The sequence below is a fragment of the uncultured Roseobacter sp. genome (genome assembly GCF_947499265.1).
Lineage (GTDB): Bacteria > Pseudomonadota > Alphaproteobacteria > Rhodobacterales > Rhodobacteraceae > Roseobacter.
This window is the reverse complement of sequence record NZ_CANMNK010000006.1, coordinates 109,178-133,183: the sequence shown is the minus strand read 5'-3', so window position 1 is coordinate 133,183 and position 24,006 is coordinate 109,178. Positions and strand designations below refer to the sequence as shown.

15 protein-coding genes are annotated in these 24,006 nt (G+C 57.5%); 5 read left to right on the top strand and 10 right to left on the bottom strand.

Translation table 11 applies throughout. The features are described from left to right. Positions 1-60: 60 nt before the first annotated feature. The 4 genes from Q1A63_RS16970 to Q1A63_RS16955 form a co-directional block, all read right to left on the bottom strand. Positions 61-3,282, bottom strand: a complete 3,222-nt coding sequence (locus Q1A63_RS16970) for a reductive dehalogenase (RefSeq protein WP_298972879.1) — start codon at positions 3,280-3,282, stop codon at positions 61-63. A 187-nt stretch (positions 3,283-3,469) separates the two neighbouring features. After that, positions 3,470-4,669: a hypothetical protein gene (locus Q1A63_RS16965; protein ID WP_298972876.1), complete on the bottom strand. Its 1,200-nt coding sequence runs from the start codon at positions 4,667-4,669 to the stop codon at positions 3,470-3,472. 488 nt (positions 4,670-5,157) lie between these two features. Then, entirely contained in the window at positions 5,158-5,955 is a 798-nt protein-coding gene (locus Q1A63_RS16960) for a phytanoyl-CoA dioxygenase family protein (RefSeq protein ID WP_298972873.1), read from the bottom strand. 141 nt (positions 5,956-6,096) lie between these two features. Then, positions 6,097-6,987 (bottom strand): LysR family transcriptional regulator, encoded by an 891-nt coding sequence (locus tag Q1A63_RS16955; RefSeq protein ID WP_298972869.1) that lies wholly within the window; start codon positions 6,985-6,987, stop codon positions 6,097-6,099. A 98-nt stretch (positions 6,988-7,085) separates the two neighbouring features. Between Q1A63_RS16955 and Q1A63_RS16950 the strand changes: the two genes are divergently transcribed. After that, a complete protein-coding gene (locus Q1A63_RS16950; RefSeq protein WP_298973469.1) occupies positions 7,086-8,675 on the top strand; it encodes a proton-conducting transporter membrane subunit in 1,590 nt (529 codons plus the stop codon). Next, positions 8,672-11,089 carry a DUF2309 domain-containing protein gene (locus tag Q1A63_RS16945; RefSeq protein WP_298972866.1) on the top strand — a complete coding sequence of 806 codons (2,418 nt, stop codon included), beginning with the start codon at positions 8,672-8,674 and terminating at the stop codon, positions 11,087-11,089. The genes Q1A63_RS16950 and Q1A63_RS16945 overlap by 4 nt, the downstream gene beginning before the upstream one ends. 108 nt (positions 11,090-11,197) lie before the next feature. Here the strand turns inward: Q1A63_RS16945 and Q1A63_RS16940 are convergent, their stop codons facing one another. Then, on the bottom strand, positions 11,198-14,089 hold the full coding sequence (locus Q1A63_RS16940; RefSeq protein WP_298972864.1) for a PA14 domain-containing protein: 2,892 nt from the start codon (positions 14,087-14,089) through the stop codon (positions 11,198-11,200). A gap of 243 nt (positions 14,090-14,332) precedes the next feature. Here Q1A63_RS16940 and Q1A63_RS16935 point away from each other — a divergent pair, with 243 nt between their 5' ends. From Q1A63_RS16935 to Q1A63_RS16925, 3 genes are read left to right on the top strand one after another with little or no spacing between them, the layout of a single operon-like run. After that, entirely contained in the window at positions 14,333-15,982 is a 1,650-nt protein-coding gene (locus Q1A63_RS16935; protein ID WP_298972862.1) for an ABC transporter transmembrane domain-containing protein, read from the top strand. Beyond that, complete coding sequence (locus Q1A63_RS16930) at positions 15,982-18,072, top strand: ABC transporter transmembrane domain-containing protein (protein ID WP_299632264.1); 2,091 nt, start codon at positions 15,982-15,984, stop codon at positions 18,070-18,072. Before Q1A63_RS16935 ends, Q1A63_RS16930 begins: the two co-directional genes overlap by 1 nt. 1 nt (position 18,073) lies before the next feature. Next, positions 18,074-19,399, top strand: a complete 1,326-nt coding sequence (locus Q1A63_RS16925) for an HlyD family type I secretion periplasmic adaptor subunit (RefSeq protein WP_298972857.1) — start codon at positions 18,074-18,076, stop codon at positions 19,397-19,399. 366 nt (positions 19,400-19,765) lie between these two features. On the opposite strand, the gene Q1A63_RS16920 is transcribed toward Q1A63_RS16925, so the two are convergent. The 5 genes from Q1A63_RS16920 to Q1A63_RS16900 all read right to left on the bottom strand — a co-directional run bounded on the left by Q1A63_RS16920 (position 19,766) and on the right by Q1A63_RS16900 (position 23,971). Then, entirely contained in the window at positions 19,766-21,337 is a 1,572-nt protein-coding gene (locus Q1A63_RS16920; RefSeq protein ID WP_298972854.1) for a GMC family oxidoreductase, read from the bottom strand. 15 nt (positions 21,338-21,352) lie between these two features. After that, positions 21,353-21,871, bottom strand: a complete 519-nt coding sequence (locus Q1A63_RS16915; protein WP_298972852.1) for a twin-arginine translocation signal domain-containing protein — start codon at positions 21,869-21,871, stop codon at positions 21,353-21,355. 31 nt (positions 21,872-21,902) lie between these two features. Continuing rightward, complete coding sequence (locus Q1A63_RS16910; RefSeq protein ID WP_298972851.1) at positions 21,903-22,298, bottom strand: VOC family protein; 396 nt, start codon at positions 22,296-22,298, stop codon at positions 21,903-21,905. Positions 22,299-22,390: 92 nt separating this feature from the next. Further along, the gene (locus tag Q1A63_RS16905) at positions 22,391-22,681 is read right to left on the bottom strand and encodes a ribbon-helix-helix domain-containing protein (RefSeq protein ID WP_298973465.1); all 291 of its coding nucleotides are present in this window, start codon (positions 22,679-22,681) and stop codon (positions 22,391-22,393) included. Between the two features lie 195 nt (positions 22,682-22,876). Further along, the gene (locus Q1A63_RS16900; RefSeq protein ID WP_298972845.1) at positions 22,877-23,971 is read right to left on the bottom strand and encodes a linear amide C-N hydrolase; all 1,095 of its coding nucleotides are present in this window, start codon (positions 23,969-23,971) and stop codon (positions 22,877-22,879) included. Between the last annotated feature and the right edge of the window lie 35 nt (positions 23,972-24,006).

The window sequence follows — 24,006 nt, the reverse complement described above, 5'->3', positions numbered from 1 at the left end:
TGCCGAAGGGGTCGGGCAACTGGCCCCTTCGCGTGTCACAAAGCAGCGATCAGCGATGCGTCACAAATCGATCTCGACCAAACCGCCGGGTTTGGCGGCTCGGCTCTGACACAGAATGATCGCGTTTTCGCGTTGTTTCTTCGACAGCACGAAATCGCGGTGTTCGACCTCACCGGAAACCAGGCCGCATTTGCACACGCCACAAATCCCGTCAGAACACTTCACATCGACGCTGACTCCATTCTCGGCCAGAACATCAGTGACGGATTTATCTGCGGGAACCTCAAATTCCTGCCCCGAGCCCGCGAGTTTCAGCGTAAACGCGTGGTTTTCATATTCAGGCAGCTCCGGCACAGAGAAATATTCAAGATGCCGTGCCTCTTCGGGATACCCCTGTTTCTGGGCCGCCGTCATGACCGCAGCCATGTAGCTGTCCGGCCCACAGGTATAGACGTGCCACCCGTCGCGGTAGCCGGAGAGCGTCTGATCAAGATCGGCGCGGGTGCCTTCATCCGAGAGATGCAGATGTACCTTTTCCGCCCAGGGCTGTGCGGTCAGATGGGTTAGAAAGGCCGCGCTGCTGCGGGATGGCGCCGAATAATGCAGCTCGAAATCCACCGCTTTCGCATGGCATTCATGGGCGAAGGCGATCATCGGCGTGATGCCGATGCCGCCCCCCATCAGCATGTGCTTCGTGCCTTCGTCTGCCAATGGGAAATGGTTGATGGGGTTGGACACAAAGATCTTGCGCCCTTGCGAAAAGATCTTTTGCAGCAGTTTCGATCCACCGCGCCCGGCCTCTTCGCGCAGAACGGCGATCTCGTATGTCGACCGGTCCGCAGGATTGCCCGAGAGCGAATACTGCCGGACGAACTCTGGAGCCACGACAATGTCGAGATGCGCACCCGCCCGCCATTCGGGCAAGGGTGTACCGTCCAGCGACGCCAACTCGTATTTGACAACGGTCTCCGACAGGTGCTCGACCGCGCGGATGCCCACACGGGTAACCGGTGCATCCCCGGCCCCCAGGTAAGCATGCGCCAAGCCTTCGGTGTCGCCGCGTTCCAGCCGCGCCTGATATTCCTGCGCGGTGATCAGGGCCTGATAGGCCTCGATCCCCTTTTCGCGATCCATCGGAAACGGAAATGGCCAGGGCGGTGGCGCAAGGTTTGCCGGATAGACCGCCAGGGTCTGATCCTCGTAGGTCAGTTCCAGATCGGTCTGCAACTCGCGGTAGTTTTTCGGGTCGGACACCGCATCAAAACCACCGCGATCATTCACCTTCAGATCCCACCACCAGCGTTTTTGCGGATTGATGCGGCCATTGCCCACCAGATCATCAGCCTTTGCCAGAACGCCCGCCATGGCCGGTACGTTCATCGCAATCCAGCGCAGAGGTTTTTCGTGCTGCAGGCCTTCGACATTCCAGGGGCAGGTTTTCATGCAGCGCCCACACATGGCACCGCCCTGCTGTGTCAACCTGTAGGTGGTGCATTTCTGACTGTCCGATTTCCAGATTTCATAGCCATTGAACATGAGCTTCGGACCGGCGGTAATCGCCCCGGACGGACATTCACGGGCACATTTGTTGCAGGCCTCGCAAAAGGCCTGCATGCCAAAATCAATAGGCTTGTCATGCGCGAGCGGCATGTTCGTGGTGATACATCCGGATTTCAGGCGCGGCCCCAGAAACGGGTTCACGATCACCTCGCCGATGCGGCTCACCTCGCCCAGGCCGGCAAGCAGCAACAGCGGCGGTTGCAGGACTTCCCCATCCAGGTTGGTATGCACCCGCGCTTCATAGCCAAGGTTGCGGATTTGTTTGCCGATGACCCCGCCCAACAGCGAGAACCGCAGATAAGCACGCATCGATTGCGTAACCGCAATCCAGTCATCCCCGGAAGAACCCTCAGTGGTCTCGAACCCCTGGTCGATGATCATGCTGATCGCGCTGGTGTGTGTGGGCACAATCGGCTCGCCAACTGCATCATGGGAATACCACACCCATTCGGGACAGCGCGAAATGCCCACGGCATCCGCTCCCAGAAAGTAGCTCGCGGCCTTGATCCCTTCGGCGTTGCGGGCGGCGTCTTTGGCAGCAGGCGAGATTTCTGGCGCAACCGGGCCGTTCTGCAGCAACAGAAACGCACCCGAGGGACGCCTGATCGCCCGGCTGATCGGTGCCTTTTGCGCAAAATACCCACCAGTGGCGGCTTCCTGGCTGGCTTTGCCCAGGTCCCCGAACTGCGCCCGCGCGAACATGTCGGTGCGCTTGGGCACACGTGCCACCCGCGCCTCGTCGATATAGGTGGTCGGCTTCTCAACCCGCTTGAGCGTTTCAAACGGATAGGCCCCTTGGGCATAGTGCCGTGTTGCATAAGGGTCGAGCGTACGCGCGCTTTTCTGCGACCCCTTACCCAGTTTCCATGCCAGGCTACCTGTGATGGACTTTGGTTGTTTCGCCAAAGGCACCAGCGGCGCATCCGGTGTCATTTCGAAATTCGTTGTCAGGGCCGCAACCTGAAATCTGTCGCCGATGTAGGGGTTTACCAGGCGACCCTCTTCCACTGTGGCCAGCCCCGCACCAACCGCCAGCTTATTCAGATCCACCTCGGACGAGGTTGTCGTATGCGCTTTGGCATCATATCCCAAGACCCGCAAATAGCCCGCGATGATGATCGCCGTTTCTGCCCCCAGCAGGCTCGCCCGTTGCGGGTGCGTATCAGCGATCCAGTCGAAACCGGGCTCATCCGGCGCAGGATCGCGGTTGTAATTGTACAAAAAGACAACCGTGTGCGTGTGAGCATCGAGAGTGCGTGGCGGCGCCGTCATACTGTCCTTGAGATCCGCCATGATGGTATCAATCCCGGCGGCAAGGGTTTTGGTCTGCTTGGTTCTAAGCTGCTCGGCCAGGCGATCAATTTCCGGATTTCTGATCGGCGTCGCCAGCAGCTGACTGGCATCGAACCGCCCGACCCCGACCATCGGTGCATCCTGGAAATAGCCAAAGGATTTTATATGCCGCGCCCGCTCATCCGGGTCCTCCGGACAGCCCGCAATTTCCTTATTGATCAGGCCGTCCCTGATCGCGTCAAGCATCGCCTGATACTCGCCCATTGCGTTCACAAGCGACTGCGGCACGGCCGCGTTGTCAAAATGCACCGGCTGCATGGTGGGCACGTTGGCCAGATCAGGTTCTGACGACACCCGCGCCAAACGTTCCAGCGGGAACGGGCCGAGGTGGAACGGCCGCTTTCGTGTAGAGAAAATCCGGGCGTTCAACTCTTTTCCTTTGGCACACAACGCTCATTCTTTGAGCACCGGAATGCCCCGCAAACGGCGGAATGTCAAAATCAATGCGAGCCCGACCCCGGTCGCTCCCTCGGATCACAACCGTTGGCGCTACACGGATGTGACGTTTCGCGCATGGCGCCACGCGCGGTTCGATTTCGCGCTGTCAGGGTCTCTTCTAACGTTCTTCCTGGCGGCCCTTGAGCCATCTTGAAAAGAAGTTCGATCTCTGCGCAATCTTCTCGTTCTCGATCGTCTCAAGCGACGCCCCGGCCAACCAAACCTCGATACGAGACGAATTGCCCGCATCTTGCGAGAAATCCTTTGCTTCTACACCCAGATTCGCGGCGATTGCGCGCGCGACATCCGCGTTCTGAGGGCTGTAGAACCGTAAATGCGTCGCAGAGACCCGCACGCTTTCCCGACCGATCCGGGCAACGGGAAAGCCGGTATCCTCAAGTTGCGCTATGTACCCTTCGAGCGATTTATCTGAAACGCTTTCCGGGGCATGCACAAAAAACTGCAACGTCTGCGCATACATTGCTGAAGCATCAGGTTCTTCACCGACCTTTGAGGCGGTCTGTCGCGGAGCTTCAATGACCGGCAGGGCGCTGACCGCGCCGAAGCCGTCCTCAGTGTTGGAGGACAAATAGGCAATCGGCGTGATGTTCGGCAGCGTGATGTTAGACGAGGCTTCAGCAGTCCATTGCGGCAGTGGCAACTCTGGCAGATCGATGGTCACGCCCTGGGTGTCGGAAGTGTTCTGTGCGATGGGTGCAACGGCAATTGGTGGGGCGCTTTGGACTACGGTGCCACCATCTGCCAGAACGGCTTCAGACTGTAATTGACCCGCAGTGGGATGGCCGTTGGGCAGCAGTGGCCAGCCCAGGCCCAGCAAGAAACCGAAACCCAAGGCAAGACCAAACCCGAGGCCGACGCTGCACATCACGAGGTAAAGTGGCTTCGACGCACCGGTGACTTTCAACCAGCCTGGAATTTGAAAACCCTGGCTTTTTTGCGGCATCTCAGGCGTTGCGTTGCGCCGCGAAACAAAAGCCAGCTCAGACGCATCAGCCTTTTCTTCGTCATCCAGAATGGCACGGTTCACTTCAGAAGTGGTTTCTGGTTTCTGTTCGGGCGTTTCGACCACAGCATTTAACACAGGCTCGGAAATGGTATCGCATTTGGCTGCCTTGCCGGTTAGAGCGGTCGGGTTGAAGCCAGGTTTCGAGGGTGGCTCTGTGCGCTTGGACAGCACCTTTTCGCGTTGTGCCCGCGCTTCGGACAGCCGTTTTTCCCAATCTGACGTATTCAGCGGGTGCTCGAACAGAGCGTTTTGCGCCGTCGTACCGGGCGCGCATTCCAAGTTATCCTTCATGCCTTCGGACATAGTGCCTGGCCTCCAAGTGATAATTAGTCAGGAGTATGGTTTTGATAATTCTGTTTTACGGAAACCGGAAACCAAGAAAGTCGAACAATTGAAACGACAATGTAGCATGCGCCAAAAACCATTTGGTGGCGCATTTGCTACACCCTCACTTCAAAGTAGCACCTCAACTAAAGGCTCGATTAGCGAGCAATTTCAAGCGGTTGAACGGATGAGCTCATGCGATAGGCGCGAATTCGCTCAACAATGGGTGGTTTTTAATGCCCAGCATATTTTTGCTTGCTCCCCGGAAGGTTGTGGCGCCTCGGGCTCCAGTCGGGCCGAAAAGCACCTTTGCGCGCAGGTCACAAATGTGAACTATAGCCAAAATCTGCCGTTCTGTTCGAGTTACTCACAGAGAGATCCAATTGAGTTTTGAAAACCAGATATCACGCTGACTTTATACATCACGCCAGAACCCAATTGCGGCAGATCGCACCCTACCTGTTGAAGATCACGGGAAACCAATCTTCGCGCAGGATGTCCCCAGCCTGCATGCCATGTCCGGGAAACGGCGGAGATGTCGGTCCGGGCCGGGCCACATAGCGCGCATCGTCTCCCACAAGCCGCAGGGAAAAGGCGCGTCGGCGGGCCTGCGCTGTATTGCCACGCGCACCATGCAAGCTCGCAAAGCTAAAAGCGACCGCGTCGCCCGGTTCCATCTCCCATTCCCTGATTTCCATTCCTTCGGCATCGGGATCGGGCACCGGCATATAGGCGTCTTCGTCGGGAAAGAAGCTGGTCTGCGCCAGCCAGCGCGTCGGCAGCACCGGTTTCTCCCAGAGATGACTACCCGCAACGCAGCGCAGGCTGGCATCCTTCACCGGATCCATCGGTGACCAGAAGCTGACATTCTGCCTCCCATCGACAAAATAATAGGGGCCATCCTGATGCCAGGGCGTGGGCTTCGAGGTTCCGGGTTCCTTGACCAGCACGTGATCGTGAAAGACCTGGACCCGCTGGGATGCCATGAGATCGGCAGCGACCTCTGCCGCAGGAGATGTGCGGATCACCTCTTCAAATTCGGCAATGCGGGTCCAATTGCAGTAATCATCGAAGAACCGGCCGCTTTCCCCCTCATTCAGGTTTTCCGCGGCATAGGGCCCTGGCTCGGCCATGTTGCGTTCGATGCCCGCCCGGATCGTTTCAATATGATCCTTGAACAGACCTTTGATCAGCACCACACCTTCATTCTGGTAGCTTTGGATGTCGTCTGCCGTGATCAGCGGATGCGTCATGTCGGAACCTCTTTCTGGGCGTCAAAGAAATGCAGCCGATGTCCATTGTCAATCAGGGCGTTTGCGGGGCGTGTCAGGTATCTACCGAAACGCTTCCAAGACCTTTCTATCGATCAGAAGCGCATCGGGTGGGGCTGGTTCTCACGCACCCTGAGCCGCCACCGGTCGCTCCAGCAGAGAGGAGAGCAGTGGGTTTGGAAATTTCCGTTTGACCGTGACAGCGTGAAAGATTTCAGTAAGACCAATGAGATGTTGCGCCTCTTTCAGCAGCCCGGTCACTAATTCGTTCTTGACCACAATCGGCGGGAGGATGGCCAGGCCGATATCCTCGCGCGCCAGCAGGCGCATCATCGCCATATCATCCACTTCCGCGGCCAGAACCGGGTCGATACCCAATCGTGCGCACAGTGTATCGAACCCGATCCTCACGGGGCTTTCACTGGTTGGTACGATGACCGGGTGGGTGCTCAAAAGCTCTGAGAGCGTCAGGGTATTGTCCAGCCTTTTGGGCGTGCCAATCACACCGATGCTCTGTTCCGAAAGCGTATGGACCATAAAATCGGTCATCGCGTCCGGTGTTGGCACGCGGTTGGTCAAAACAACATCGAGACTGAGCGTTTCCAATCCCTGCATGAGTTCCATGGACGTGCCTGACCGCAGCACCAGTTCGACATCTTGCGCGCCCAACAACGGGCGCAGGAATTCGATCTGAAAATTGCGAGACAAGGTGGCCAGCGCCCCAACCCGCAGCACTTTACGCGGACTGCCGGTGCGGCTGAGCGTGGCGAGCAGGTCCTGCCCTGCCCCAAATATCGTATCCGCATGATCCAGCGCAATCCGGCCCGCTTCGGTCAGGTGCAATTGGCGACCGCGCCGCTCAAACAGGGGGTGACCAAGGCGATCCTCCAATTTACGGATCTGCACCGACAAAGCCGATTGCGACAGGTTGAGGCGCGCCGCCGTGCGGGTCAGGTTTCCATCATGCGCCACATGCCAGAAATAGCGCAGGTGATTGTAATTCATGCTGTGCATATCATTCGTTTTAAGTGAACGATTTGTTGTTATCAATGAATTTTTATATCAGCTATGCCCTGTGTATCTCCTCCTGAACGACGCAAACGGGGGATCTCATATTGACCTATGCCTTGCCATTGCTGGCGCCTGCCATTCTGACCACCGCCGCGATTGGGCTGCACCTCAGACGCGATCTCACCCCTGATCGGGCAGCAAGGATTGGCGAAGGTGTGTCGCTTGTCGCTTTGCTCGTCGCTTTCTTGGCACTTGGACTGCTGATCGCTCAGGGTGCAAGTGACAGCTTTTTGATCGGCGCCTCGGGCATCGGCATTTCCGCGCGGCTTGATGCTGTCAGTGCCACCATGCTGTTGCTGGTCGCCTTCATCGGGTGGATCGTTGTGCGGTATGCGCGCGTCTACCTCGACGGGGAGGCACGCCAGACCCCGTTTACCATCTGGCTGCTGGGCACGCTCGCCGCGGTGCTGCTCTTGGTGCAGTCGGGCAACCTGGTTCAATTCGTCGGTGCCTGGATTGTGACCAGCCTGTGCTTGCACAGACTGCTTCTGTTTTACCCCGAGAGGATCGCGGCACAGCGCGCTGCGCGCAAAAAATTTCTAACCGCGCGGGCGGGTGATATTGCTCTGATCACGGCGGCGGTGTTGCTGACGATAAGCTATGAAACGCTGCAGATCTCCCAGATCATGGCAGCGGCCCAACTCGGTCAGGGCGGTGGTTTGGCAGCGACCGCTGCTGCCTTCCTCGCGCTCGCCGCCTTGTTGAAATCCGCCCAGTTCCCGACCCACGGCTGGCTCACCGAAGTCATGGAGACACCTACACCCGTGTCCGCGCTGCTGCACGCTGGCGTGGTGAACGCTGGCGGATTCCTCTTGATCCGTTTCGCCGACGTGATGTTGCTGTCACCGCTGGTACTCGCCGGTCTGGTATTGATTGGCGGTTTCACAGCGCTCTTTGGCGGGCTGGTCATGTTGACGCAACCAACCGTCAAAGTCTCCCTCGCGTGGTCCACCGTGGCCCAGATGGGTTTCATGATCCTGCAATGCGGGCTTGCCCTTTTCCCGTTGGCGCTTTTGCACATCGTTGCACACTCGCTCTACAAAGCGCATGCGTTTCTGGCGGCAGGGGGCGCGGTGGAACGCGTCGCAAGCATCGCGCGGCCTGGTCCGGTAGCGGTGCCCGACCTTGCCGCCGTGAGCCGTGCTTTTGTGCTGGCCATCGCCATCTATGGCGCGGTTTACACCGCTTTCAGCATGCTCTTCGGGTTTGCAGGAAGCTCACCGCAAAGTGTGGCCCTTGGCGCTATTCTGATTTTTGGTGTGGCCTATTTGCTGGCGCAAGGGCTGGCCGATGCGGCTCCCCGGGCGCTGACATGGCGCACGGCGCTGATGTCGCTGGGCGCGGCGATCAGCTACGTCGTGCTGCAAAAAGGTGTCTATTGGCTTACAGCATCCAGCCTGCCGCCAACCCCAATGCCCGGCGCGCTGGAGTGGGCGCTGATCCTGCTGGCGCTTTTGAGCTTCGGGCTGGTTGCCCTGGCGCAGGCAACACTGCCGCTCTGGTCACACCACCCGGCCGCGCAGGGGCTGCGCATTCATCTGACCAACGGGTTCTACATCAACGCAGTCGAAGATCGTCTGCTGCGCGGCTGGTCTATTCCCGCAAAATCCCAGAAAGGAGCCGCACAATGAGGGCTGACACCTATACCGGCTATTCCGGCGCACATCTTGAACTGATTGCAGGCTCTGAGACCGCGAGCCGCGCCATCCCGCCGCTCTGGCCGCTCTCCTCCTCCGTCGCGGTCAACCCGTTTCTGGGCCAGACCGACCTTTCATTGAGCGAAACCTCCGCCCTTCTTGCGCGGATCTCGGGGGCTTCCCTCACCATGCCACGAACATGGTATGCGGACCGAATTGCGGATGGCACGATTTCCGACGGCGATTTAACGGCGGCATTGCAGCACGCACCCTCGGCGGCACCAACTTCGATTGAAGTTCTCAAAGAGATGGCTCAGGAGGCGGAGGAAGAGATCGACGCCCTGCCCACTATTGCCGATTTGGCCGCTCGGGCCTCAGGCCTTGACTGGCCTGCGCTCATTGATGCGCGGATCGGCGCGTGGGCGGCGGGATATTTCGATGCGGGTCAGGCCCTGTGGCAGGCGACGGCCGGGCGCGGCGCATTTGAAAGCTGGCAGGTTTTTGCACGTCGCGATCTGACGCCCGAAATCACCGGCCTGTCGGGCTTTGCCGCCCTGGTCGCCGCAACACCGGACAGTGCGCGCACCGCCCTGTCGCAGGCCTGCGACGCGCTTGGGATGTCCTCTCAGAGCGCACCGACCTATTTCCATCAGCTTCTGACCAGCCTGGGGGGCTGGGCGCAGGTCGCACGGCAAAGAGTGTGGCAGGCCGAATTGGACCGGAAAACTGACCCGATCACCACAGATATGCTCACGATACGGCTTGTCTGGGAGCAGGCCCTATATGTGCGGTACAAACCCCAAATCGATGCCGAATGGCAGGCCACGCGGGCGGCGCATGCATCGATACCCGAGCCGACCTCTGCGCAAATTGTAAATGCGATATTACAGGAGGCCGCAGAACATGCTGCGCAAAGACGTCTGGCACGAACCCTGTCTTCGGCCAGCACCAAAGGCGCGGGCAACCGCCCGACCCTTCAGGCCGCATTTTGTATCGACGTTCGCTCCGAAGTATTTCGCAGGGCGCTAGAAACCACCGATCCCGGCGTGGAAACGCTTGGCTTTGCGGGGTTCTTCGGCCTGACCGCTGCACATCGCGGATTTGCGTCGGATGTTGAAGAGTTGCGCCTGCCGGTTTTGCTCACCCCCGGCATCTCTTCCTCTTCAAGCCCATCAGGCAAGACCTCGGAGGAGCAATCGACACGGCTTTCGGCACGGGCCATCAGGGCCTGGGGCCGCTTCAAATTGGCGGCTGTGTCTTCCTTTGCGTTTGTGGAAGCGGCTGGCCCGATTTACATCGGCAAACTGCTGCGCGATGCGCTTGGTTTGGATGACGCTGCCGCGCCGGATACGCAGGCTCCACACTTTGCGGACAGCTTCACGCTGGCAGACAAAGTCATGGTCGCAAGTACCATCCTTCGCGCGATGTCTTTGACAGAGGGCTTCGCCCCGCTGGTTTTGATCGTTGGACACGGCGCCAATGTGGTGAACAACCCTCATGCGAGCGCACTGCATTGCGGCGCCTGCGGTGGATACTCTGGCGAGGTCAATGCAAGATTGCTTGCCGGGCTCTTGAACGCGCGCGATGTGCGCGATGGCCTGGCCAGAAGTGGGATTGAGATCCCCAACGATACCTGCTTCATCGGCGCGTTGCATGAGACGACCACAGATGACGTGACGCTTTACGATGCCGATCTGGATTCGGACGCGGATCGGATGCTTGTCACAAAAGCCAAGGAACTTCTGGCTGCTGCTGGCCAGCGCGCACGGACCGAGCGCGCGCTGCGGTTGCCCAGATCCACGACCGGCGACGCGGTCAAAGCACGCGCGCAGGACTGGTCTGAGACCCGTCCCGAATGGGCGCTCGCAGGATGTAGCGCTTTCATCGCTGCCCCGCGCCGCAGAACCCGCGGGAGGGCGCTCGACGGGCGAGCCTTCCTGCATGACTACGATTGGCGCAAGGACGAAGGGTTTGATGTTCTGGAATTAATCCTGACCGCCCCGGTTGTTGTCGCCAGTTGGATCAGCCTGCAATACTACGGATCCGTTGTCGCTCCGGGTCTTTTTGGGGCGGGCAGCAAGCTCCTGCACAACGTTACCGGGGGCATCGGCGTTGTGGAGGGCAATGGCGGCGTGCTGCGCGCGGGTCTTCCCTGGCAATCCGTTCACGATGGGAAAACCTTCGCACATGATCCTTTGCGATTGTCGGTTTGCATCGAGGCACCGCGGGAAGCCGTGACCGACATTCTTGACCGGCATCCGGATGTACGCGCCCTTTTCGACAATCGCTGGCTGCATCTGTTTCTGATGGATGGCTCGGGGCAACTGGTAAAGCGGTATTCCGGCAATCTTCAATGGGAGGACTTCCAGACTGATCACACCGATATCAAGGCAAACCTGGCTGCGTGAGAAAAAGCGTTTGCAGTTCAAGAGCGCTGGGATGAATGACTATCTCAGCGCCTTCCGTTTAGCGCAGGCTTTCACGCGCTGCGACGCGATCAACCTATAGAAGCGCAGTCACCAATCTTGACGTTCATAGGTCTCATTCATCTCATGGTTCTGTTCTGACCCATGATTTTCCTCGACCTCTTCTGCCATCACATCCTCATTTTGCTCATCACCGGCCCCTTGATCGTCGGCAGCATCCACCCATGAGGATGAAGCGTCAGCACTCTCATAAGAAGCCCAGGCATCAGAAGTCTCTCCGTCCGAAGATTGATTTTGCCCGTTGTCGACATCGCCGACATCGATGGAAAACACATCACTTCCCGAAACCATCTGCCCGTTGAAGGCCGTATCCGTGGTAGTGATTTCCCCGGAAATCGTCCCCTCAAATCCGGGCGGTGGTGCAAGTTCCAGCAAGGATAAATCCCACCCTGTCAGGTCAATCTCACTCCCGTCGGACACGGCAACCTGATCGCCGCTCATCAAGATCGTGTCCGCAGGCAGTCCGGACATCTGCACAGTGGCCGCGTCTGACAGATTATCGTCGCCAATACCGATGGCGATCATGCCGTTTTGCGGAACCGCAAGGTCGTCGACTGCCGTCACCAATTCCCGCCCGTCGGTGCCGGGACCTTCCCATTCGAGCTTCAGGCCCGCGTGACCGTAGTTTTCGAAATAGCGCACTTCGATGCTATGCGTGCCCGGCTCCAGCTCGATCTCGCCGCTGCGTGTGCGGAACCCGTGCAGGCCGTCGTTGTCGATCACCTCTTCACCATTCACCAGCAGGATCACCCCGTCATCGCCGCCAATGAAAAAGTCAAACGTACCGCCCTCTTCCACTTCGATGTTGCCGGTAATTCTTGCGCCGAACGTGTCCTTGGAGCCGCCTTCCCAGAAGGACTCCCGACTGTTGGTGTAGTTGATCTCCCCCACAACCTCTTCATGCGTCGCCTCGCCGGTCCAGTCGATCTGATCCAGCTTCGACAGCTTATGATCCACGTCAAAATAGCTGGCCCGGAAACCGGTCTCCATCTGTACGCTGGGGGGCGTCAAATCCGCCTGGCTGACCGTGAGTTCAAGATCCGCGGTGACGGATACTTGATTGCCGTCACCAATATCTGTGGTTGTCACAATCTGTGCCGAAACCTGGCCGGTAAACTCGATGGGTGTCGTCACCGTGAGCAAGGAAAGGTCCATTCCTGATATGTCGGCTGTACCCTCTGGGCCTGCTTCAACACTCATATCACCCGCTTCAACGACGGTGCCTGGCGGCAGCCCCTCTATCTGATGCGAGATTTGATCCGAACCTGTGGCTTCAGGCGCCGAAACATCAAGCTCAAGCGCGATCGGCATCCCGTTGATGGTCTGCAAGTCATCGACTTCCGGGGCTGTCACCAATTCCCGCCCGTCGGTGCCGGGACCTTCCCATTCGAGCTTCAGGCCCGCGTGACCGTAGTTTTCGAAATAGCGCACTTCGATGCTATGCGTGCCCGGCTCCAGCTCGATCTCGCCGCTGCGTGTGCGGAACCCGTGCAGGCCGTCGTTGTCGATCACCTCTTCACCATTCACCAGCAGGATCACCCCGTCATCGCCGCCAATGAAAAAGTCAAACGTACCGCCCTCTTCCACTTCGATGTTGCCGGTAATTCTTGCGCCGAACGTGTCCTTGGAGCCGCCTTCCCAGAAGGACTCCCGACTGTTGGTGTAGTTGATCTCCCCCACAACCTCTTCATGCGTCGCCTCGCCGGTCCAGTCGATCTGATCCAGCTTCGACAACTTGTGATCCACGTCAAAATAGCTGGCATGAAACCCGGAACTCACGTTGACGCTTGCCGTTTCCACAACGCCCAGATCGAATGTCTGGCTCACGGTTTCCCCGCCCTGATCAGTGACCATCACCTCAATGGCAAGATCACCAGCATCCTCCTCTGTCAAAGAAATCCCATCACGCAGTTTCAATTGCCCTTCGGACACCTCAAAGCGGTCGTCAGAGAGCGTGAACTCGTAGTTCGCCTCCTGATCCGGATCGACAACGTTGATCTGTCCGACAACCGCGCCCGCTTGATCCACCGCCACATGACTTTGATCGATCGACACGCTGGTTGGTGCTTCATTCACATCACCCACAAAAACCTCGAAGGATTCCGTATAGCTGGCGCCATCTGCATCGGTCGCCGTAACGTCAAAGCGCAGCGATGCTTCCTGCTCATGGTCGAGAAAAACACCCGGTTTCAGCTTTATCTGACCCTCGACGACTTCAAAGCGATCATCAGAAACCGAAAACTCATGCACATCGCTTGCGTTTGGATCAATGACGGAGAGTTGGCCAACGATTGCGCCCGCATCATTCTCCGCCAGTTCAACCGGATCCAACGAAAGCTCTGTGGGGGCGTGATTTGGCGGCGGCGAAGCCTTTGCCTGTTGCGGATTATCCTCCTGATCGAATTGTGTTTCTTCCCCTGTTTGCAAGGGCTGAGATAACTGCTCTTCCTGGGGTCGCTCCGAGGGCGCGGCATTTTCTGTGGAAAACGTTTCTACCGACAAGGGGTCGGCGTTACTACGCGGAGTCGAAAACGGCTGCGATTCTGGCGCGGGCTCCTGCGAAAGCACTGTGTCGCTTTGACCATCGCCTCGCGACGTCGATTGATCAAAAGCCGACTGCTGAGGCGCACCAGCGTTTGCTACACCGCTTTTGTCGGCATCCAATGATTGTTGCCCGCCGGAGGTCTGAGCCTCCTGCGAAAGCCCTGCATCAACATCACTTGAAGAAGGTGTCGCATCGTCTCTTGTACGATCTGCGCCCGCATCCTCTTGCTCACCATAGTGAAGGTTGCTGCGCGATGCATCTTCTTGGGTGACGTCGCCCCGCAGAGATTGCACTGCCACTTTCTCTTTAACAGAGCTTGTTTCTTCAGCTTGCGAAAGAAACGCCTCGGCTTCCTCGACGCGATCATTGTCCGACATCTTTATCTCCTGCGTGCGTGCCGCGCATCAGTGGGGAATACCGTTAAGAGCACCTTTACAATCAAAAATTTAAACATCTGATTTTTATAAATTTTTCCACATCTAGTCAGCCAGATGCACGTTTTACTAACGACTCACGCCATAAGAAAAAGCCACGTGATCTGGGGAGCGAAATCAACTGTGCGGTCGGATACGTTAGCGCAACAAAACAAGATCTCACCACCACGGATGGGCGCATCTGTCGTGGTATCTTCCCTTGCCATCAATATGCTCGCGCTGGCGTTGCCACTGGTCGTTTTGCAGGTTTTTGACCGGGTCATCCCATTTGAATCATATGCGACACTCACGCTACTTTTCATCGGCCTTTGTGTGGTGGCCGTTCTTGACTTTTTCCTGAAATGGACACGCGTCATTCTGATGGGGCATCAGGGCGAGCGGTTCGAACTGAAGCTGAGCGATCATTTCATGGAACGATCGTTGAACGCCGATCCAAACGCGTATGACGCCTCTTCGACAGGGGTTCATTTGGAACGCCTGAACGCATTCGCACAGTTGCGGGATTATTACAGCGGACAGGGGCGCCTGTTTGCTGTCGATATGCCGTTTACCGCGATCTTCATCATAATGATCGGGTTGATTGGCGGCTGGTTGGTGCTTGTACCGCTGGTCAGTCTGGTCATGCTCTACGCCTTCAAGTCCGTTTTGCAGCGGGCGCAGGGTCCCATCTTTGAGAAGCGGAAACTGCTGGATGGCAGGCGCTATTCCTTCCTGATCGAATGTCTTTCCCAGATTGTGACAGTCAAAGCCGACACGATGGAACCGCAGTTGCTGCGCCGGTACGAGGTGCTGCAAAAGCAATCGGTCGATATCAGCCAGAATCTGATCCAGGTTTCCGGCATGTCCCAGTCGTTTGGTGCGCTGTTCTCGCAGGCTGCCGTTGCCGCGATGGGGCTTCTGGGAGGGTACCTGGTCATCATTGAAAAGATCGGGATTGCCGAATTGGCAGCCTGCATGCTTTTGAACGGACGCACGGTTCAGCCCCTTCTAAAGATGCTGAGCCATTGGGCGCAAACCGAAAGCATCGACGCTGCAAAATCCAAGGTTGATGAAATATCGATGCTGCAGCAACGCGATCCGGAAACCGCGTTTGCAGAGGACCTGCAGGGCCAGCTTGCATTCGAAAACGTCTCCGCTGAACGGAGCACGCAGGACGGGCTTGTCTTCTCTGATGTCACCTTCGATCTGAGCGCAGGCAAGGCCCTGAGTGTGGTTGGCGAAGCGGGATCTGGACAGGCAACTTTCATGCGCCTGGTTCTGGGCGAGCAGGCACCGGCTTCCGGCCAGATTCTGATTGATGGCAAACCGATCACACATTTTGCCGCGACGCGTGGACGTCGTGGTATCGTTTATGCAGATCCGAACCCCACGGTCTTCTCAGGTACGCTGCTCGAAAACATTGCCTGTTTTGGGGAAGGCGAGGCCATCGAACGCAGCCTTTTTTACTCCGCTGAGCTAGGCCTTGAGAAGAAAGTGCACCACATGCCAATGGGGTACAGCACGCCAATGGGGCAAGTTGGCGCAATTACGTCCAGTCTCGCCCTGCTGCAAACCATCGCGCTTGTTCGGGCGCTGGCGCTAGAGCCTCGCATCCTCTTGCTCAATGACGCCACCTCCGCGATGGATGAGCGCGCTGTGACACGGCTCGCGCGGTGCATTGAAGCGATCAAGGGTCAAACAACACTCGTGATGGCGACGCCGCGCCAACAGCTTCTCGCGCTCGCGGATCAGAAAATCATGTTGGTGGACAGCACAACGGACAGCCTACAGCTCTGGGACGATGATGCGGATGACGACGCGGCCTCGCAAGCACTCGCCTCGCAAAGGAGCGCATAATGGACACCATTATTCATCCCGGTCTGAACCTGCTGCAAAAACTGATGATGGCGGCAGGGTGGCACAGCAGCCACCGCAACCTGACCGAAGCCGCGCCACATCTAGCAGACAGCATGTCGGCGAACGATCTGATTGCCACCCTGGACAATCTCGACATCCCGACATCTGTCGCCCTGGCCAAACAAAGCGACATTCGTGCAAACGACTGCCCTGCTCTATTCGTAGACGCAACTGGAAAGGTCATCGCGGTTCTGGGCGTAGAGGGCGGCAAGCTCCTGCTCAGCAGCACCGAGGCAAATGACCCGATCTGGTGTGCACCGTCTGACGTGCGCGGGACTGTCGTAAAGATCGAGCGCTTCGCTCAATCTGAAAATCTCCAAACCTTCGAAAACTTCAGAATGATCACCGCCGGTTTTCGGGGTCTTATCCCCTGGCTGGTCGGCGCATCGTTCATGACAAACCTGATGGGATTGGCGACGCCGCTTCTCATCATGATGATCTATGATCGCGTCATCCCCTCCGGCTCCAGCAGTCTGGTGATTTCTCTGGCACTCGGCGTTGTCTTGGTACTGGCCGCAGATGCGGGCTTCCGTTACGCACGATCCTCGGCAGTGGCCTATATGGGGCGCGTCGTCGAGCACAGACTGGGGTTGGCCCTGTTCAGAAAACTGCTGTGTTTGCCACCGGATCAAATTCAGAAATCAGATGTCGAACAGCAGATTGCCCGGTTCAAACAATTTGAGGGTATGCGCGATATCTTTGCCGGGCAGGTTCTGACAACCCTGTTGGATCTTCCCTTTATCCTGGTGTTCCTGGGGATAATCTTCGCACTAGCGCCTCAGGTTGGATTTCTTGTTCTGGGCCTGATTGCGGTTTTCGTGCTGGCAATCTGGGTGACCTTGCCTGTGCAACAATCCCTGAATACGCAGGCGGCAACGATCAAGTCAAAACAACAAAAATACCTGTTTGAAACCGTCAGCCAACAGCGCAACCTTTATCGGTTAGGGTTGGGGGATTTCTGGCGCAAACGGTATACCGCCGTCGCACAGGAATCTGCGAGCGCCTCACGCAAAGCGCGACGTTTTCAGCATGTGTGTCAGTCCTTCGGCCAAAGCCTGATGATGATCGCGGGTGTCGGTGCGATTGTGCTGGGCACACTTGCGGCAATGGCAGGCACCATGTCTTTTGGTGCGCTTATCGCGGTCATGGCTCTTGTCTGGAAGGTTCTCACCCCGCTTCAATCTTTGTACTCAAATGCGCCTCAGATTCTAGGCTTCTTCAAAAGTCGACAGCAGGTTGATCGTGTGCTTGCCATGCCGCAGGAAATGGTGCGCGGTGCAGCCTCTTCGCATCAGAAGGAGTTTGACGGGCGCATCACGCTTGCAGGCGTGACACATCGATTTGCTGAAACCACGGTGCCCGCGCTGTCGCAGGTGTCGCTGGACATCGCAGCAGGCGAGTTCGTGGTGATCGCAGGAAGCAACGGCAGTGGCAAAACAACACTGCTGGAAGTGATGATGGGACTGCATCAACCGATCGTGGGCTCAGTGCAGCTTGATGGGATTGATGTGCGTCAAATCCCGGTCGACGACTTGCGGCAATCTTTCAGCTACGCCCAAAAGAAACCAGAGGTGTTTCACGGCACGTTGCTGCAGAACTTTCGCCTGGCAGCCCCGACAGCCCCCCTTGAAGACATCGAAGCGATTGTTGCCGCCTTTGGGCTTGAACAGGAGGTCCAGGGCTTCCCGGAAGGTCTGAATACCCGATTGACTGAGAACTACCGCAAGACGCTTTCTTCCGCGACATCGCGCGGCCTTGCTCTCGCGCGCAGTTTCATCCGACCTGCAGCGGTTTACTTGCTGAATGAACCCAATGCCGGCCTTGACTACCTTCGCAGAGCCTCACTGATACGTTTTCTGGATGGGTTGAAGAGCCAGCGGACGATCATCGTTGTCTCAGATGATCCTGAATACATTCAGATGGCGGATCGTTGCATTTTCATGGCAGAGGGCCGGATCGTTGCCAATGACGTCGGAAAAGACGGTCAGCGTAAAATCACCGCGCTGATTGCCGCAAACAAGGAATCCTGACATGGCATTTCGTAAGTCACATACGGACCAGATTGGCATTTTTGACAGAAAAAGCGCGCGAGAGAAAAGCCGTGAGCCAAATATCTCTGCCGTTATCGTATTCACGCTTGCGGCTTTTCTTGCTTCGGCCGTCACGCTTGCCACCCAAACCAAAGTCCCGGAACTCGCGCGCGCCACCGGTGAAATCACCACGCTCGGGCGCGCGTACCAAGTGGAAAGCATCAATAGCGGTGTCGTAAACTCAGTGCTGGTGAAAGAGGGGCAACAGGTCAGCGAAGGTCAGGTACTGGCCACTCTGACATCACCGAGCCTTGAGCGAAACATTCGCAGTGTTCAACAACAGCACGATGCCGTCAGTGCCAGAACGGAAACCTTGTCCTTCATTCTGGATCAACTCAACAAACCCACGTCAAACCCCGCAGAATTAGATGTGCTGCTCACAGATGGTGAAGACTATGCACGATCGCGGCTCTACCTGCATGAGCTCCAAAAAGAGATTTCGCGCAATCGAGCAAAGAGCCTGAAGACGATCATCGAAGGCCTGAAAGCCGCACAAGAACTTATGAGAAGCCGTGTCGTGGAAAAAGAGGCCGCGGTTGCCCGTCTGTCAAAACTGTTTGAATCCGGCAGCATTACCCGCATCAGACTTGACGCCGAGCAACAGTCGCTGGACGAATTGCGCGGCAGGTTGATTGACGCCAGTATCGAACTGGCCACAACAAGCGCAAACTACGCAGAAGTGCGTGACCAGCCGATCGAAAGCGATCTGGCGCTGCGTGAACAAACCCTGACGGAGCTCTTCGCATTGCTGCAAGAGAAAGAGGCATTGGCCACCCAACTTGCATCGCTTGAAGATCAACAACAGGAACTCTTGGTGCGGGCGCCAAGTGCAGGCCTCATTCAGTCAGTGGATTTTCCCCGCATCGGTGAAATTGTCGAGGCTGGCGCGACCCTTTTCGAGTTGGTCAATACAAACGATCAGTTGGTCGCGGAGATCCGCATCGAGGAGGCAGACATCGGGCACATTCAGCGGGGGGATACGGTGTCTTTGAAGCTGACAACTTTTGACGCACGTCGCTACGGCGAGGTCATGGGCACAATTGCAAGCCTGTCACCAACTGTAGTCGTGGATCCCAAGGATGGTCAGGTCTATTTTAGAGGTGTGGTGGAGCTGGACAGTTTGACCATTGGAGCCGGTGCATTTGAAAAACCGCTGCGCGTGGGGATGACCGGTAGTGCTGAGATTGTCACAGATGAACGCAGCATGCTGGCGTATCTGGGTAAGCCAATTTATCGCTCGCTTGAACGCGCATTTGGCGAGCGATAAGCGGGCCTACCTTCGAGACGGCACAACACAAATCGACAAGATTGGCATTTGGAAGCCTTTTATGGCGCGTTCTTGGCGCCTCTCATGTTCCGGCGACTAGCATCTGTGCATTTGGCGACGCATTGTCGGCAGCCCCCGACTGGTGCCAAGCCGCCAAGTTGCGGCATAAAAAACGCCATGAAAGAGCTTCGCGAAAGCACCACAATTCACGATGAGCTTCACAACCCAGGCGTCACCACCGACCACACAAACTTGGAGTGCCACCCCCGAGCTAGCACGATTGGTAACCGCCAGATTTTCAGCAGAATTTCCGCTGGAAGAAGGGCGTTCCCCCAGCGGATTTCTGTTGCCTTGATCAGTGAGCGTTCACAAAGCGCCCTTGCCCATCTCCTCTGCAATGTGATCGGCTTGCCGGATGGCCAGCGCCACGATCGTAAGCGTCGGGTTCTCAGCGGCCCCCGTCGTGAACTGCGACCCGTCCGAGATGAACAGATTGGCAATGTCATGGGTCTGCCCATGCTTGTTGACCACCCCGTCCCGCGCATTTTCTGACATCCGGTTGGTGCCGAGATTATGCGTCGAGGGATACGGCGGCGTCGGGAACACCCGCGTGGCCCCCACCGCGTCATAGACCGCCATCCCCTGCTGGTACGCGTGGTTGCGCATCACGATATCGTTGGGATGATCATCAAAATGCACGTTCGGCGCAGGCAGCCCATACTGATCCTTCAAATCATGGTTCAGCGTGATGCGGTTGGTCTCCTGCGGCATATCCTCACCCACGATCCACATGCCGGCCATGTTTTCATAGCTATCCAGCGCCGTGGTGAACTCACGCCCCCAGCCACCCGGGTCGAGGAATGCAGCCATGAACGGCAAGCCCAAGGCCAGCGTCTCCAGCTCATATCCACCGACAAATCCGCGCGACGGATCGTGCCGCGCTTCGTCCTGAATGATGCCCGCCATAGTGGTGCCGCGCCACATCTTCACCGGCTTGTCAAAAACCGCGTAGACCGATCCGGTCATGTGCCGCATATAGTTGCGCCCAACCTGACCGGAGCTATTGGCCAGCCCATCGGGGAACATTGATGACGCGGAATTCAAAAGCAGCCGCGGGCTTTCGATAGAATTGCCCGCCACACAGACAATCCGTGCCTTTTGCAGGTGTTGGTTGCCCTCGGCATCTGCATAAAGCACGCCGATGATCTTGCCGCTGTCGTCATGCTCAATCTTCAGCACATGGGCCCGGTCACGCACTTCCAGGTTGCCCGTGGCCTCGCCGCGCGGAATATCGGTATAGGCCGCCGACCATTTCGCGCCCCATTTGCAGCCCTGAAAACAAAACCCGGTCTGCTGGCAGGCAGGTCTGTCGTCGTTCTCGGCGGAATTGATCGCCATGCGCCCGGTGTGAACCTCTTTATAGCCCAGCTTCTTCGCGCCAGCCTCAAAGACCTTGTAGTTATTGCACCCCGGCAGCCCTGCCCGATCACCGGTGCGGGTCACGCCCAGCTTGTCTTCCGCCTTCGTGTAGTAGTCATCCATTTCGCGCGGATCGATGGGCCAGTCGAGCAGGTTTGCCCCCTGCACATCGCCATAGGTGGATTTAGCTTTCCACTCGTGATCCTGAAACCGCAGGGACGCCCCCGCCCAGTGGGTGGTAGTGCCGCCCACGGCCTTCACGATCCAGGCGGGCAACCCGGAAAAGTCATTGGCGACGCGCCAATCCCCTGAAGTGCTACGCGCATCCAGCCAGGCCAACTGGCCAAAACTTTCCCATTCGTCGTTGATGTAATCGTCGGGCAGATACCGCCCACCCGCCTCCAGCGCTACGACGCTCACGCCTTTTTGCGCCAATTCGTTTGCCAGAACCCCGCCGCCAGCGCCGGTTCCGATGATGACGACCACGTTGTCGTCGGTGAGGTCAAAAGGTGCCGTCATGGTGCCATCCTCCCCTTAAATCCAAGAAATGTCGTCAAAGCCGCGGTCGATGTAGCCACCTTTGGAGTAGCTCTCGCCCTCATAGCCAAAGAGCGGCCAGACCGCTTTCTGGTTATAGAGCCCGGTCACCAGACCGCCGCGCACCATCTGAAAGAAACTGCTGCTTTCCATACCGCGCAGGATATCGACGCGATCGCGTTCCCACCCCATATCGATATAGCTGGCGTGGCCCTTGCCAGCCGCCGCAGCATTCAGAGCTGCGATACCAGCCTCCACCGTCTCGGCATTCTCCGCGCTGTCATACCCTTTAACTGCAGCGGCGTAATACGCATCGGCCACGTGGTCGTGCGGATAAATGTCGCGTGCCATTTGGATCAGAGTGGCCATCGTCGTCGGCTGCAAGTGCTCGACTTCCATGGCCCATGCGGCTGAACTTGAGGCAACATAGCTCGTGCCCACGACAAAAGCCGCGCCCGCCGCGGCACTGCGCGACAGCAATTGCCGTCTTGTCAAATTTGAATGTTGATGGGTCAACTGTGTGATCTCCTCCCGTGATCTAACAAATTCAATGGTAGCGCCCCGCCTTCTGCATGACCTCGATCTCGTAGCCATCCGGGTCTTGCACGAAAAAGAACCGCGCAAGTGTTTCCCCCCCCGGTGCAAAATCGACAATCTTGCGCGGCGCATAACCGGCGTCTTCAAATCGCTTGTGTTCGGCGGCCAGATCATCGACGCAGAAGGCAAGATGGCCGTAGCCGTCGCCTAGATCGTAGGCCTCTGTTCGGCCCTTGTTGATGGTCAGCTCCAGCTCGAAGCTGTTCTCGGCATTGCTGAGATAGACCAGCGTAAATTTCTCGAAATCCAGCCGTTCGGCCGACGACAGGCCAAAGGCATCCTCGTAGAATTTGACGGAGCGTTCTTCATTCAGAACGCGAATCATGCTGTGAATTGCCTTGGCCATCGGGTCCTCCCAAACCGTTGAAGTCAGCTTGTTTGAGCAGGATATCGAACCAAATCAGGCCGTTGGTAGTAGCGCGCTACTACATCGGCGTATTATTCAGCGGCGATGCCATCACCTGCCGCAGTGAACTGCTCCTGCCGGATCAGGCAGGCGCACCGCAACAGCGATGTGAAGTTGGCAGCTTCTCCTCTAAGTTCAAGAACTTCAGAGTGGAGCTTCGATATGAATGCTGGCGTCGTCATGCCCTCGCGCTGCGCAATGCCGTCCACAATCGTCCAGAAATTGCGTTCAAGGCGAATGCTTGTGCTTTGGCCGTTCAAGCGCAATCGACGGGTGATCGGCCTGTAGTCTTCTGGGTCCTGGCCCGCAAAAATCTGACACATATCTGGCACCTCCCGCTCAGCGTCGCTTACCACCATTCTTGAACTCAAATGAATTTTTGGCAAGTTCGGCCTGAATGCGTCGGCTTTGACCCGGTGAGTCTCGCTCGCCCAACATTCGTCGATTTGAGTGCAAAGCGGGCCAAATTCATATGTGAAGTTGCCTCGATACGGCCGCGGCCTGCAGCCCGCGGAGAGCTAAAACCGACAAGAAACAGCACCAAGTTGCGCGCTCGCGAGCGGCCCGGCGATTTCCGGAGAGAGGCCGGTGGCGTCAACGAACCCCTCAAGCACCTGACCCAACACATCCGTCAGCGGACCGATCTCAATCGGCTGGAAGATGAGTTTCATCCGATCCCCCGATAGCTCCGCAAGGTTCGCGGCCAAAGGTACCGAATGGCAGGCAAAATCAACCGCACTCATATCGATCTCGTCGTGCGCTGTCTGATCCGCCAACCTGAAATGCACCATCTGATCTCTTGGCGCAAAGACGATCTGCCAGCGGGTCTGCGGGTTTTCGACAGACGTCAAAACGTCGAAGGCCTCCCCCACTGAAACCATCTCCCGGGATTGCGCTGCATCCGCCGTGATCGCAAAGCGCGCCAGACTGCCCGGATCAACGACTTTGCTGGTCAGCGGTATCGGGGTGTGTCCGCCAAAGCCCGTGAACCCCGCCAAACCTTCAACTAGGTGGTCATAGCTCGAATTGGTCAAGGCGCGCACCGGCATATCTATGCCGGATAGGACGGCAAGCCCCTCAGGTGTTGGCGTGAGCGCGGCGGTATTGCCTGTCGCATCCGCGATAAAATAGTGGATCGGCACCAATGCTTGCACACCCACCTCATCGATAAGCGAAATGGCCTCGGCGACGGACCCCGCGCGATCCAGAAGGAATTGAATGAACTCCAACTCGTTGACAACGCTGCGATCCGCAAGGGGCGGAAACCTGGCCTCATCATTCCACATAAGCGATATGGCCAGCCCCGCTGTGTTCATGCCCGCGGTTGGCATACCGACGCCCAGCTGATTGAAAGTGATGCTGCCATATGCACTCTGCCACTGCGCGGGCCCTTCCTCCATGATCGACGTGCGATATGCACCCGCCGGATTCACGACGACAAATCCCGCACCGGTGGCGGAGGTGTCATAGCTATAGGCCACCAGGGTCGTCTCGTCCGGTCCAAGCGCCACCGTCGAGCACGCGAGCGCCGCTGACGTGACAAGAGACCCGATCAAGGCCATGGGCAACCGCATTGCCTGAAGTCCCGGGTTTCCCAAAAAACGAATTTTCATGCTATTCTCGCTCCAATGCTTCTGGATTTTCATTC